The 12716-nt window shown below is 59.8% G+C and carries 10 protein-coding genes; 3 read left to right on the top strand and 7 right to left on the bottom strand.

Annotation, left to right across the window (positions count from 1 at the left end; translation table 11 throughout):
* Positions 1-9 precede the first annotated feature (9 nt).
* Entirely contained in the window at positions 10-567 is a 558-nt protein-coding gene (gene mog / locus Mal15_RS13320; RefSeq protein ID WP_147868217.1) for a molybdopterin adenylyltransferase, read from the bottom strand.
* A complete protein-coding gene (locus Mal15_RS13315) occupies positions 564-1706 on the bottom strand; it encodes a M24 family metallopeptidase (protein WP_147868216.1) in 1143 nt (380 codons plus the stop codon). The genes mog and Mal15_RS13315 overlap by 4 nt, the downstream gene beginning before the upstream one ends.
* A gap of 489 nt (positions 1707-2195) precedes the next feature.
* On the opposite strand from Mal15_RS13315, the gene Mal15_RS13310 reads away from it, so the two are divergent.
* A complete protein-coding gene (locus Mal15_RS13310; protein ID WP_147868215.1) occupies positions 2196-3323 on the top strand; it encodes an SGNH/GDSL hydrolase family protein in 1128 nt (375 codons plus the stop codon).
* 210 nt (positions 3324-3533) lie between these two features.
* Entirely contained in the window at positions 3534-4805 is a 1272-nt protein-coding gene (locus tag Mal15_RS13305; RefSeq protein ID WP_147868214.1) for a PQQ-like beta-propeller repeat protein, read from the top strand.
* A gap of 309 nt (positions 4806-5114) precedes the next feature.
* Here Mal15_RS13305 and rsmA read toward each other — a convergent pair whose 3' ends face one another.
* Together rsmA and Mal15_RS13295 are read right to left on the bottom strand one after the other, a co-directional pair.
* Positions 5115-6026: a 16S rRNA (adenine(1518)-N(6)/adenine(1519)-N(6))-dimethyltransferase RsmA gene (gene rsmA, locus Mal15_RS13300; protein ID WP_147868213.1), complete on the bottom strand. Its 912-nt coding sequence runs from the start codon at positions 6024-6026 to the stop codon at positions 5115-5117.
* Positions 6023-6655: a riboflavin synthase gene (locus tag Mal15_RS13295; RefSeq protein ID WP_147868212.1), complete on the bottom strand. Its 633-nt coding sequence runs from the start codon at positions 6653-6655 to the stop codon at positions 6023-6025. The genes rsmA and Mal15_RS13295 overlap by 4 nt, the downstream gene beginning before the upstream one ends.
* A gap of 162 nt (positions 6656-6817) precedes the next feature.
* Here Mal15_RS13295 and eno point away from each other — a divergent pair, with 162 nt between their 5' ends.
* Positions 6818-8101 carry a phosphopyruvate hydratase gene (eno, locus tag Mal15_RS13290; protein ID WP_147868211.1) on the top strand — a complete coding sequence of 428 codons (1284 nt, stop codon included), beginning with the start codon at positions 6818-6820 and terminating at the stop codon, positions 8099-8101.
* 228 nt (positions 8102-8329) lie between these two features.
* Here the strand turns inward: eno and Mal15_RS13285 are convergent, their stop codons facing one another.
* The 3 genes from Mal15_RS13285 to Mal15_RS34055 all read right to left on the bottom strand — a co-directional run bounded on the left by Mal15_RS13285 (position 8330) and on the right by Mal15_RS34055 (position 12697).
* Positions 8330-11131: a DUF11 domain-containing protein gene (locus Mal15_RS13285; RefSeq protein WP_167546783.1), complete on the bottom strand. Its 2802-nt coding sequence runs from the start codon at positions 11129-11131 to the stop codon at positions 8330-8332.
* 397 nt (positions 11132-11528) lie between these two features.
* Positions 11529-12410, bottom strand: a complete 882-nt coding sequence (locus Mal15_RS34400) for a hypothetical protein (RefSeq protein WP_199773861.1) — start codon at positions 12408-12410, stop codon at positions 11529-11531.
* A 143-nt stretch (positions 12411-12553) separates the two neighbouring features.
* On the bottom strand, positions 12554-12697 hold the full coding sequence (locus tag Mal15_RS34055) for a hypothetical protein (RefSeq protein WP_167546782.1): 144 nt from the start codon (positions 12695-12697) through the stop codon (positions 12554-12556).
* Positions 12698-12716: the final 19 nt, after the last annotated feature.

The following is a 12716-nucleotide window of genomic DNA, read 5'->3' as shown; positions in this document are numbered from 1 at the left end:
TCCGGAGCGTCATTTTGATTTCGGGCGAAAGGCCGCCAAGCGTTCGGGATCGGTTTCTAATCGCGGGCCGTGCATCAGGTCGATGCAGTAGGGGACGGCGGGGAAGACGGCGTCCAGGCATTCGGCGATGGCTTTGGGCTTACCCGGCAGGTTGATGATCAAGCTGTCACCGAGCAGGCCGGCGGTTTGCCGGGAAAGAATGGCCGTCGGTACCTTCTCCAGCGAAACCTTACGCATCAGTTCGCCGAATCCGGGCATCATGCGGTCGCAAACCGCTTCGGTCGCCTCCGGCGTCACGTCGCGCGCCGACGGCCCCGTCCCTCCGGTCGTCACCACCAGACAGCAACGCTCGACTTCGCAGAGCTGCCGCAGCGTCGCCTCGATCGCCTCTCGCTCATCCGGGATCACGCGCGTGATCGGCGTCCACGGACTGGTCAAAATTTCTTTCAGGTAGGCATCGATCGCCGGCCCGCCCAAGTCTTCGTACTCGCCACGGCTGGCGCGATCGGACACCGTGACGATTCCGATTCGGGCGACCGCGGATTGATTTTGATTCGGTTGTGTCATGTCCAATCGAGTCCTTCGTGCAGTTGGTTCAGGTTCTGGGCGTCGCCGTCGCGAACGACCAGCATGTCTTCGACGCGGACACCGCCGACGCTGCGTCCATAAAGCCCGGGTTCGACGGTGAACACCTCACGCTCCAACACCGGGCCGCCGCCGAGATCCAACAGGATCGGCTCGTGGACGTCCAAGCCGATCCCGTGACCGGTGCCGTGTTGAATCGTCGGTTGGTCCGAGACGGTTCCTCGTGAAGAGTCGAACCCGGCGCCCAGCAACGCCTGATCGGCGGCCAAGTGCACCGACTCTGCCGTCTGTCCGACGCGCAATTGCTTGACGGCGGCGGCTTTCGCAGCGACGACGGCGGCGTGCATCTTTCGCACCATTTCTGTCGGCTGGCCGTGAACGACCGTCCGCGTGCAATCGCCCCAATAGCGCGTTTGGTTGTTCATCGGAAACAGGTCGACGATCACCGGAACGCCCGTCCGAAGCGCTCCGGTACCGGCATGATGGCAGTCGGCCACGTCGGGGGCGGTCGCCACAATGGCACCGTGCGACATCGAATAGTCGCGGCGCAGAAACTCGGCGGCCGCCATCGCCCGCGTTCGCTCGCTGGTCAACGTCTCCCCGTCGTGCACCAGCGTCCCATCGGCAGCCACGGTTGACCGCGCGATGGTTTCACAGATGAATCGCATCACCGTTTCGGTCACCGACTGGGCTTCGGCCAGCCAGGAGATTTCCTGCTCGGTCTTCTGACGTCGGTCGATGACACCCAGATCCGAATCGTAGGACAATTCGATTCCGGCCTGCTGCAGGTGCCACGCAAAGACGAACGGCAACGTGCGGTCGACGCGAACGGAAGCAAGGTTTTCACGCCGACAGTATTCCGCGACCGCTTGCGCCGTTGCGGTTTCGCGGTCGGCGTCCAGTTTGCCGGCCGGTTCATAATCCGCCGGACAAACGACGCGGTCGGCGTTGCTGCTGCCACGGACGCGGTCCATTTCGATGTCACGAACGATCGCGACGCGATGATCCGGTGTTTCGATCCAGGCCGCCGGATCACCGATCGGGACGCAGATGCGACGAAACAGGGACGGATTCTTGAGGGGGATTCCGGCAAAAATCGCCGGCAGTGAAACATCGGGCATCCTGGAACTCACTGGGATAGCGGTCGAGTCATCGGCGCGACGAATCGCACGGGCCCCTGACTAGGGCTCGGCAAACGTTGGTGTCTAGCCTTTAGGCGATTCTTTGTAGCTGAGCATCGGCTAACGCCTGGATGCCACCTACTCAATGAGCCGACGGCGCTAGCCGCGGGCCTTGGATTGCCCTTCGAGACTTGTAAGGCCCGAGGCTAGCGCCTACGGCTCAGTTTGGGATCGAAGGTAAGGCCCGAGGCTAGCGCCTACGGCTCAGTTTGTGATCAAAAGTAGGTGGCATTGGGCTAACGCCTGGATGCGGGCGGCATCGCCGCCCTGGGGAGATCGCCTGAAGGCTAGACACCAACGGGAGAGTACGTCGCGCTGACGTTATAGCCGATCAGTTGGCGGTTTCGCGAGGCGACACGGCGACGCAGAGGGTGGCTATGATAGGCATCCCCCCAGAAAACCACTCCCCCACCGAAAAAGTTCCTCCCGATGAATCAGACGTTCTCTCGACGCAACTTTCTCTCTGTCGCCGCTGCGGGGATTGCCACTTCGGCCGCCCCACGGCTGACGTTGGCCGCCGATTCCTCCGCAGCAGCCGAATCGTCCCAAGTCCATTGGCACGATGTCCGTGACTGGGGGATCGAAGGCCGCGGATTTGATGACACCGAAAAATACTTTGATCGCTTGCCTGCCCGAGCCAAAGGCGTCGTCCGCAACGCCGTCTGGAATCTCAGTCGACATTCGGCCGGAATGATGGTCCGATTTCGAACCGATGCGACGGAAATCCAAGTCGACCATGCGGTGACATCATCCAATCTTGCCATGCCCCATATGCCGGCAACCGGTGTCAGCGGGCTGGATCTATACGCCCAGGACGAACAAGGCAATTGGAAGTGGGTGGCCGTCTGTAAACCCAACAAGCAACACATGAAGACGACGCTGGTCCAGGGGCTTCGTCCGGGGATGCGGAATTACTCGATCTATTTGCCGCTGTACAACGGGACGGAATCGTTGCAGATCGGTGTCGATTCAAGCTCTCAATTTGAACCGATCGCACCACGCACGGAAAAGCCGATCGTGTTCTATGGCACTTCGATCACGCACGGAGCCTGCGCATCGCGGCCCGGCATGCCCCACCCGGCTATCCTGGGTCGTCGCCTTGATCGACCGGTGATCAACCTGGGATTCTCCGGCAATGGCAAACTTGAAAAAGAGGTTGGTCAGTTCTTGGTCGAACTCGATCCGTCGGTTTATGTGCTGGATTGTTTGCCCAACATGGTCGCCGCTGAAATCACCGAACGGACCGAGCCGATGGTTCGACAACTTCGCGACGCCCATCCGGACGTTCCGATCGTGTTGGTCGAAGATCGGTCTTATTCGGGTTCGTGGTTATTGCAGTCTCAGGAAACACGCAACCAGACCAGTCGTGAGGCATTCAAGGCGGCCTATCGCAGACTGCTGGACGCCGGAACGGAACGTCTGTTCTACGTCGACGGCGAGAGTCTGCTGGCGGACAATCGTGATGACACGACGGACGGTTCACACCCATCGGATCTCGGTTTTTTCAACCAGGCCAATGCGATGGAACCGGCGCTGCGACAGGCGTTGGGAGCTTAGCCGGCGTCGCCAGAAGGTAGATCCCTGTTGATGCCAGCCCGACGCGTGAGCGAGGGGCCGCGCGGTGCCCCTCGCTCACGCGTCGGGCTGGCATTATCAAATCGACCTCGGACCATTGACTCAATCAAAAAGCCGCAGGCGGAGTCCGCTGCGCGCTAAACGCTTCATAAGCAACGCACAAGTTCACACCTTGAAACGAATGAAACGAAAATGAGAACGCCCTTGATCCTCCTCGCCGTCCTGTTCACGCTCGCGATGAACACGGCGTCCGCCCAAACGCCTTCGTTTCCGGCGTCGGATTGGCCGTGGTGGCGAGGCCAGCAACGCGACGGTCGTGCGTCGGCCGACCAGCACCCGCCGACGCGATGGAGTGAAAACGAAAACGTGGTTTGGAAAACCGCGATCCCCGGCCGCGGTCACGGGTCACCGATGCTGTTGGGCCGACATGTCTATTTGGCGACCGCCGATGACACACGAAAGGTGCAAGTCGTGCTCTGCCTTGACCGCCGAACGGGATCGGTCGTGTGGGAAGCGATCGTGCACCAAGGCGAGTACGAGTCCAAGGGGAAACGAAAGGCGAACGAGAAGGCGTCGTCGGCTTCATCGACGATTGCCACCGACGGCGAGCGACTGTTCATCAACTTTTTCAATGACGAAGCGATCTACACGACCGCGCTGGACTTAAGCGGCACCATCGTGTGGACACAACGCCTGTGCGATTACGTCGTTCACCAGGGTTATGGATCATCGCCTGCCATCTACAAAGAATTGGTGATTTGCTCGGCGGACAACAAGGGCGGTGGAGCGATTGTCGCGATGGACCGTGTTTCGGGCGAAATTGTTTGGCGGCGCGATCGTCCTGCGAAACCGAACTATGCGTCACCTTCCATCCTGACCGTCGACGGAAAAGACCAACTGGTGTTTACCGGTTGCGATCTGATCACCAGCCTGGATCCCGCCACCGGCGCCACGCTCTGGGAGATCGAAGGGGCGACGACGGAATGCGTGACGACAACCCTGACCGACGGCAAGCATGTGTTTTCCAGCGGAGGCTATCCCGACAATCACATCTCGGCCATCGTGGCCGATGGTTCGGGCAAAGTCGCCTGGCGGACCAACACTCGCGTCTATGTTCCGTCGATGTTGCACAAGGACGGCTACCTGTACATGACACTCGATGCCGGGATCGCGGAGTGTGTAGACAGCGCGAGCGGCGAAACCCAATGGAAAAAACGACTGGGCGGAGACTTCAGCAGTTCACCGGTGCTCGTGGGCGACCGAATCTACGCGACCAACGAACAAGGCGAAACGTTCATTTTCAAAGCCGCCCCGGAACGATTCGAGAAGATCGGCGAGAACAAGTTGGGCGAGAGCGTGTTCGCCACACCGACGATCTGTGACAGTCGCATCTACACGCGCGTGGCGCATTACGACGGCGAAAGGCGCCAGGAGTACTTGTATTGCTTAGGGGAGGAGGATTGAAGTTGGGCGACGAGCGGCCCGTCTAATTGCAGACAGCATCGTTGGCCACTCGCTCACGCGTCGTGCTGGCAATGGCATGTGTCCCATGCCAGCGGGAAGCGTAACGGCCTGTTGATTTAATTCGATCACACGTGGGATCAGCCGTTTCGCGCAAGCGTACGGGCCTCCAATACCAAGAAAATGCACTGTCGCCCGTAGGCTCGCGCCAAACGGCTGATTAAATCAACAGGCCGGTAAGCGAGCGGCCCACCTAATGGCAGACACCATCGCTGGCCACTCGCTCACGCGTCGTGCTGGCATTGGCTGGGCCTAACCCGCGTTAGCCTCGGCGATGCGGAGGGCTTCGACGAGTTGTTGGATTTGCTGGACGGAAAGTTCTTCGGCCCGCACGGTTTCGCCGTGACCGAGCGACTGTAATACCTCGTCGACTTGCGGTTTGCTGAGACGGTTTTTCATCGCGCTGATGACGTTGCTGCGCAAGAATTTTCGGCGGTGGAAAAACAACGCTCGCACGGTCTGATGAAAATAATCCAGGTCGGCGATGGCATCGCGACGCTGCGGCTCCAAGTCCAAACGGATCACCGCGGAGTCGACTTTTGGTCGCGGCCAAAAGACTTTGGGACCGAGGATCCGCACGATTTCCGCACGACACAACGACTGGATCCAAATGCTGAGCGCCCCGTAGTCTTTCGTCCCCGGCTCGGCGACGATCCTTTCGGCCAGCTCCTTCTGAATGGTCACGACCATCACATCGGGCGCGGGCGATTGGTGCAGCAGATTGGAAATGATCGGGGTGGCCACGTTGTATGGCAAATTGGCGACCAACAAGAACCGTGCCTCGCTGCCGATCCGCTGCATCGCCTCGGTGATCAACTCGATCAAATCAGCTCGCAGCGAATTCTTGTTCCGCAGCGCGTCACCTTGCAACAACTTGACGTTCGGGCGACCGGCCAACTCTTCACTGGCTAGCTGGTGCAGATTCTTGTCGATTTCGACCGACAGGACCGCCCCGGCGGCATCGGACAGCCGCGAGGTCAACGATCCGACGCCGGTGCCGATTTCCAAGACGACGTCGGTTTTTCGCAGTTCGGCCGAATTGGCGATCAAGTCGACCAGGTTCAGATCGATCAGAAAGTTCTGGCCGTACTTCGACACCGGCCGCAAGCCGGCTTCGGTGAGTCGTTTGGAGAGATAGCTGGCTGTTTGACGTGGTTGATTCATGCGTCCGAATTGAGCTTGGGGTCGTCAATCTGGTCGTCCGAGAGTAACCCCAGCGAGCGTTGAACGTACTTGGCCAGAAGATCGGTTTCCAGATTCACGGCGTCCCCGACGTTGCGAAATCCCAGCGTTGTCATCGCCAGGGTGTGCGGGATCAACGCGACGGAAAAGGAATCGTCGTCGGCGTCGACCACCGTCAAACTGATCCCGTCTATCGCGATGCTGCCCTTGCTGGCGACTTGGCTGGCGTACTGTGTCGGGATGCGGAACCGCAGGTTCGCCCAGGGCGGGTCTTCGGTTCTTTCGATCAATTCGCCCAGCGTGTCGACATGGCCGCTGACGTAATGGCCGCCCATCCGGCTGCCGACAGCCAGCGAGCGTTCCAGATTGACGCGATCACCGGCGACCAAATTGCCCAGATTGGTCCGCGACAGCGTTTCTAGGCCGGCTTCGAAATCGGCCACGTCGCCATCGAGCGTGACGACCGTCAAGCAGCACCCGTTGATGCAGATGCTGTCGCCGATCGCCGCGTCGCTGAAAACCAGTGGGGATCGGACTCGGAGGCGTTTTCCGGGCGGATCGTCGACGATTTCGACAATCTCGCCCATTGTTTCGACCAGACCAGTGAACATTGCAGTTAGCAGAACGGCGGAAAATGCGTCAAAAACGGTTGGCGGGTAGCCACTTTGACCTGCATTGGACAGAATGCCGCCCAAATGGACAAGCGATGGCACGCGCTCGTCGACAACAAAACACTTCCCCGCCACACCCCCAACACCCTTGAGAGGTCCCCGATGACCCTGATCGAAGCGATTCACGCACGCCAAATCCTGGACAGCCGCGGCAATCCGACCGTCGAATGCGAAGTTCTGCTGGAAGACGGCGCCCACGGCCGAGCGGCCGTCCCGAGTGGTGCCAGCACCGGTGCCCACGAAGCTTGGGAACTGCGTGACGGCGACAAGTCGGTTTTCATGGGCAAAGGTGTCCAAACTGCCGTCAACAACGTCAACGAGAAAATCGGCCAAGCCCTGCAAGGCATGGACGCGCTGGACCAAGCGGAAATCGACGCCACGATGTTGGCTCTGGACGGCACCGAGAACAAGAGCAACCTGGGTGCCAACGCCATCCTGGGCGTCTCGCTGGCCACCGCACACGCCGCCGCCGCTTCGACCGGGCAACCCCTGTTCCGCTACCTCGGTGGCGTCGGTGCTCGCTTGTTGCCCGCCCCGATGATGAACATCATCAATGGTGGTGAGCACGCTGACAACTCCGTCGACATCCAAGAATTCATGGTCATGCCGCTGGGATTCGAACGATTCAGCGACGCCCTGCGTTGCGGAACCGAGATTTTCCACAACCTGAAAAAGGTGCTCAGCAGCAAGGGCTACAACACCGCCGTGGGTGACGAAGGCGGCTTCGCGCCGGACTTGAAGAGCAACCAGGAAGCCCTAGACGTCATCATGCAAGCGATCGACCAAGCGGGCTACAAAGCCGGCGAGCAGGTTTGGATCGCGTTGGATGCCGCATCGACCGAATTCTACGATCGTGAATCAAAGAAGTACTCGATCGACGGCAAGCAGTTGTCGGGCGACGAAATGGTCGACTTCCTGGCCGACTGGTGCGAAAAGTATCCGATCTGCAGCATCGAAGACGGTTGCGACGAAGACGATTGGGACACTTGGAAGAAACTGACCGAGCGCGTCGGTGATCGCGTCCAACTGGTCGGTGATGACTTGTTCGTCACCAACGTCACGCGTCTGCAAAAAGGGATCGACGAAGGAATCGCCAACAGCATCTTGATCAAGGTCAACCAAATCGGCTCGCTGACCGAAACGATCGATGCGATCCAATTGGCCGGACGCCACGGTTACACCGCCGTGACCAGCCACCGAAGTGGTGAAACCGAAGACAGCACGATCGCCGACCTGGCCGTCGCACTGTGCACCGGTCAAATCAAAACCGGTTCGGCAAGCCGAAGCGATCGGATGGCGAAGTACAACCAATTGCTACGCATCGAAGAAATGCTCGGCGACGCCGCTCTGTACGGCGGACCGCACTTCGCCGCAAAGTTGAAGTAGAACCGGATGCCAGCGGGCAGTGTGACGGCCTGTTGAATGAATCAGCCGTATGGCGCGAGCCTACGGGCGCCGGTGCAAACTATTGCTGTTTCAATGCCCGTACGCTCGCGCGAAACGGCTAATCCCACGTAGGATCGGACTAAATCAACAGGCCGGTCAGCGAGCGGCCCGGGTGCATGAAGCTTCCATCGTCAGCCACTCGCTGACGCGTCGTGCTGGCAGGGGGCCTCACTGATCGCTAAACACCTGTGTCGTCACTTCGGACCGTGCCCCCAGCGGTTTGCCTCGGCTGACCGCTTCGGCAGTGATCGTGAACGTTTTCGGTTGATTGCAAGTCAACAGGATCAGGTAGTCGATCGATTCAAACGGTCTGAGCGTTCCGATGTCTTTCAAGTAGATGTAGCCGCCGTTGGGACTGAACTCGCCCAATTCAGGACTCAGGGGTTGCGTGACCCGAATCACATCGACCCCTTCGGGCAGATTAAACCGGATGCTGACATTGCCGTCAGGTTGTGACGACGGGTTGGTGACCTTCAAGTCGTAGCGGATCGGTTGATTGACGAACACTGCCGCATTAGGGCCGGTGATCGTCAATCCTAATGCTTGCGGCTCGGCCGGCTGGCGAGGCGTCGGACTCGGTGCCGGCCCCTGATCAGGTGCTGGCACAGGTTGCCGATCGGGAATCATCGGTGGCGCCGTGGCCGGCGGCAGGTTGTTCGGGGGCGCCGGTGCTGGGGCGGGTTGTCGGACCGCGGCGGGCAAGATTTCGAACTGCAACTGTTCGCTCGCTCGGGCGCCTTGTTGTGATTCAACGGCCAACACGACGGTGCTTCGCGGGTTGGTTCCGATGACCTGGAAATTGGCTTCCAAGGTTTCGCTGGTTTCGGGTTCCATACGCGGGATCACCCACTCGATCATGTACTGGCCGGATCGCGAATCGGACAAGTATTGATCGGTCGCCCCGAGTGGGCTCAATTGCGGATCATAGGCCATCGTGACCTTCACGTTGTCCAGCGGAACGCTGCCGGTGTTGACGATAACGCCGCGGAACAGTGTTTCGTTACCGACCGAGGTCCTGCTGCGTCCGGAGAGCGTCGCGCTGACCGCAGGTGTCGGCGGTGGCTGGTTGACCACCGTCACGCAGGACTCGGTCGTCGCACGTTGGCCGGCATCAGCGGTCGCTTCCAGCTGGATGCAACGTCGCCCGGGATCGGTGGCAATGAAGGTGACGGCAACGGGCCAGGTTTCACCGGGCTGTAGCGGAATGTCTTCTTGCGTGTTGGGATCCTGTTTGGGTTTAACCACACGTCGTAAGTTGCTGGGCGTGTGCAGCATCGAATCGTCGCCATTGGCGATCAATTGCAGATTCGTGAGCGGTCGATCACCGGTGTTTCGGACGTCAATATTAAACGTCACCTCTTCGCCGACCTCGTAACGGTCTTTTTCGGGTGCAACACTCAACACCAACGACGGTCGGAACACGTCCACCGTGACCGAGGTGGTCGCCACCAATGGTCCATCCGCGCGGGCTTCGAAGTTCAATACCATCGAAGATTCGGTGGTGACATTGAGCAACAGATCCAATTCCTGCTGGGCCGGCAATTCACCGATCTCCCAGACAATTGCGTTCGGCAGGTTCTGTGCGAATGAATCGGTGCTGGATGCTTGAACGCCCGGCGGAATCTGCATGACCACACGCACGTTGGTGGCCGCTTGGTCGCCGGGGTTGGACACCGCCGCGGCGGCTTCGAAGGGGATACCGAAGGACGCGATCGAGGGTGCACCGGCACGGATCGCCAATTGAGGGGCACTCCACGTGACAAACGTCTCGCCGGTGAACAACGTCAGCGGCGGCATGTTGTCGGTTTCACCGCCGGGCCGAATCACGCGCATGGCAATCGCTGCAGTGCCCGAGGTGCCCGGCGTTGGGATCAACTGAACGGTCGCGTTGCCTTCGCCATCGACGGTGGCTTCGACGAAGGACGCCCCGGTCGAAGCGAACGAACCGAGTTCGGGCTGCATGATTTCGTAGTAGACCTTCCATCCCCGAGCCGGCAACATGCCTTCGGATCGCGTGACCCGCGTCGTCAACGTGACTGGGGTTCCCGCCGGTACGATCTGGGTTCCCGGGAACTGGCGTGCCGCATCGACCCAGTAGATCGTCGCGGTCGCTTTTCGTTGATCCCAACACTCACTCTCGGGTGCCAGCACGGTAACCTTGCTGGTCCCTTCACTGGGGCTGCTGACGCTGATCCATGTTTGCCCTTTTTCCAGTTGCACGTCGTCGTTGGGGTTCAGGTTTCCGCGCGTGATCTTGACGCGTTTGGTGCTGGTCACGCCGAACGCGTAGGAGGGATCTTGTTTGGACGCTTTTTTGATCCGCGCCAAACGATGCATCACGCCCGGGTCATCGTCACCGACTTGGATAAACGTGCCGACGCTTTCCGGCGTCAACATCCACTCCAACGGCTCGCCGACTTGCAGGTAGCCCTGGTCGCCGCAGATTCCCGACAACAAAAGAACCTCGCCACCGACCGGTGCGACGATCTTTTGCGGCGAGAGCAGGATGCAGCCTCGTTTGCCGCGTTTGGGCAACCGGCAGAGCTCTTTCATTTGGCACTCGTTGCCGTACAGAATCGCCGGCGGACCATGCTTGCAGTCCTCCGTGCAGGGGGCGCTCGGCACACAAGGTCCGCTGGGCGCACCGCCGACGGACGTCAGTGGTGCCGCGGGTGTGTTTGGCACCGGTGTCAGGCAAGCGGGCGGGTCGGCCGGCTCAGGAAACGCGGGCTCGGGCAGCGAAAACGGACGGACATTCAGCGGGTCACCGAGCTTTCGAAAACAATTCCCCAGCCGACCTTCACCAGCCGACCCGGGCAACGCGATCGATGTCGTCGCCGGTAGAGGATTGAAAATCCGTTGCCCCGTCGGGTCAATTGCGGGAAGTCGAAGTCGCGAGCAGCCGGCCAATTGAACAAGAACCAAGATCACCACCAACACCCAGCGACTCGCACGAGTTGACGCCGTCACCGCGGTCCGTGCGCAAGCATCGACGGCCATCGCGCGGGGGCTTGAGTGTGGGTAGACAGCGAACATCGGCTTGAATCAGACGCATGCGGGGAGTCGATCGGGGAAGGAGGCCATCCAGACCTCGTCCGAGGAACCCTAGCACGCAACTGACGCCGATGATGCGAAAATGCAACCTCGGATGATGCGGAAACGCAACGAAGGTGTGACGATTGAAACGGTTGTTCCAATAGTTTCAGGTTTCAAGTTCCAACTTCCAAGTTGTCGCTGTTGAAACTTGAAACAAAAACGGGACAGGGTCTCACATGGAGAACCTGTCCCTGGTCGATACAGCGGAGCGCTTCGCTGCAGTCGACGTTTCGATTCGAGCAGCGAAGAGGATTAACTTCGTTCGGTCAAATTATTCTTCCGACTCAGGGCGTCCACCTCCACCTCGGCGTCCACCGCGATCTCCACCCGGGCCGCCGCGTCCACCGCGATCACCTCCCGGTCCGCCGAATCCGCCGCGACCACCAAAGCCTCCACGGCCTTGTCGCTCCGGCATTTCGAAGGGTTCGCCCTTGAGTTCTTCGAAGTTCTTCTTTTGATCGCTGGTCAGCACCGAAACGAGCTTTTCTTCCGTTTCCTTTTGTGCTTCCTCCATTTTTTCGCGGATGTTTTCTCGGTCTCCGCTTTGGAACATCTCCCGCATCTTGCCCATCATTTCTTCGCGTGACGCTTCCATCGTCTTTTGAAGTTCATCCTTTTGTGTAGCAGTCAACTTTAGCTTGCCAGCGACGCGGTCGTTCATCAGTGCACCGGCCCCCATCTGTTGCACTTCGATCTGTTCCAGACGAGTCATCTGTTCGGGCAACAGGACCTCTTCCAATTGCTCGCGAACTTTGTTTTCGAACTCCTCGCGTTGTTCCCGCATTTTGGCCATGAACTCTTCCAGCTTGGCTCGGTTTTCTTCGCTGCGGTCGCGGAAGTCGATGCCCTCGGGACGCTCCATCTGCGGGCGATCATCCGCGATTTTCTTGAGTGCTTCCTCCTGGTCGGGCATCAATTCGATTTCTTCCCGGACTTCTTCGATTTGCAACAGCCCCAGAATCGAGCCGCCACCGGGACCTCGCCCACCGCCGAAGCCACCGAATCCTCCACCGGGGCCACCACGGAACCCGCCACCGGGGCGTCCTTCGCCCCCCGGCCGGCCGCCGCCACCGCGTTGAGCCATTACATCCGAGGCGACCATCGCCAAGATTGCCGCGAACAACAGGGCCATCGGGCCGCTTGTGATCTTCATAGAATTCGATTCCCAGAAAGTACTGAAAGAGGAGTGTCGTACGGAGAAGTTCCGTCGTGCCTGGACCCCCGACGGCCGCCCGTTTTTCAGCAGGCCCCGTGCCGGGATGTACCCTGTTCAAACCACGCCGAGCCGGCAGGGTTTCACGAAAGATCGAGTTTTTTGCCAAAAAGAAAGGCAAAATCGGGTCGCAGCTCAGGTTTTGATTGGGTCCGACAGTCGCCGTCCTCTCCGAGGTCGGCGCGGGGCAAAGCTTCGCTTTTGCGGGTGCCGAGTTCGGAGAACACGGCGACTTTCCGAACGCAT

Origin of the sequence: Stieleria maiorica, assembly GCF_008035925.1 — a bacterium.
Classification (GTDB): domain Bacteria; phylum Planctomycetota; class Planctomycetia; order Pirellulales; family Pirellulaceae; genus Stieleria; species Stieleria maiorica.
Note: the sequence above shows the minus strand (reverse complement) of the source record. Positions and strands in the feature narration are given on the sequence as shown.

Excerpts from the sequence above, each read along its gene's own strand:
- Mal15_RS13315 (WP_147868216.1), bottom strand. The coding sequence starts at position 1,706 with ATGCCCGATGTTTCACTGCCGGCGATTTTTGCCGGAATCCCCCTCAAG.
- Mal15_RS13295 (WP_147868212.1), bottom strand. The coding sequence starts at position 6,655 with ATGTTCACTGGTCTGGTCGAAACAATGGGCGAGATTGTCGAAATCGTC.
- Mal15_RS13305 (WP_147868214.1), top strand. The coding sequence starts at position 3,534 with ATGAGAACGCCCTTGATCCTCCTCGCCGTCCTGTTCACGCTCGCGATG.
- Mal15_RS13310 (WP_147868215.1), top strand. The coding sequence starts at position 2,196 with ATGAATCAGACGTTCTCTCGACGCAACTTTCTCTCTGTCGCCGCTGCG.
- rsmA (WP_147868213.1), bottom strand. The coding sequence starts at position 6,026 with ATGAATCAACCACGTCAAACAGCCAGCTATCTCTCCAAACGACTCACC.
- eno (WP_147868211.1), top strand. The coding sequence starts at position 6,818 with ATGACCCTGATCGAAGCGATTCACGCACGCCAAATCCTGGACAGCCGC.
- Mal15_RS34400 (WP_199773861.1), bottom strand. The coding sequence starts at position 12,410 with ATGAAGATCACAAGCGGCCCGATGGCCCTGTTGTTCGCGGCAATCTTG.
- mog (WP_147868217.1), bottom strand. The coding sequence starts at position 567 with ATGACACAACCGAATCAAAATCAATCCGCGGTCGCCCGAATCGGAATC.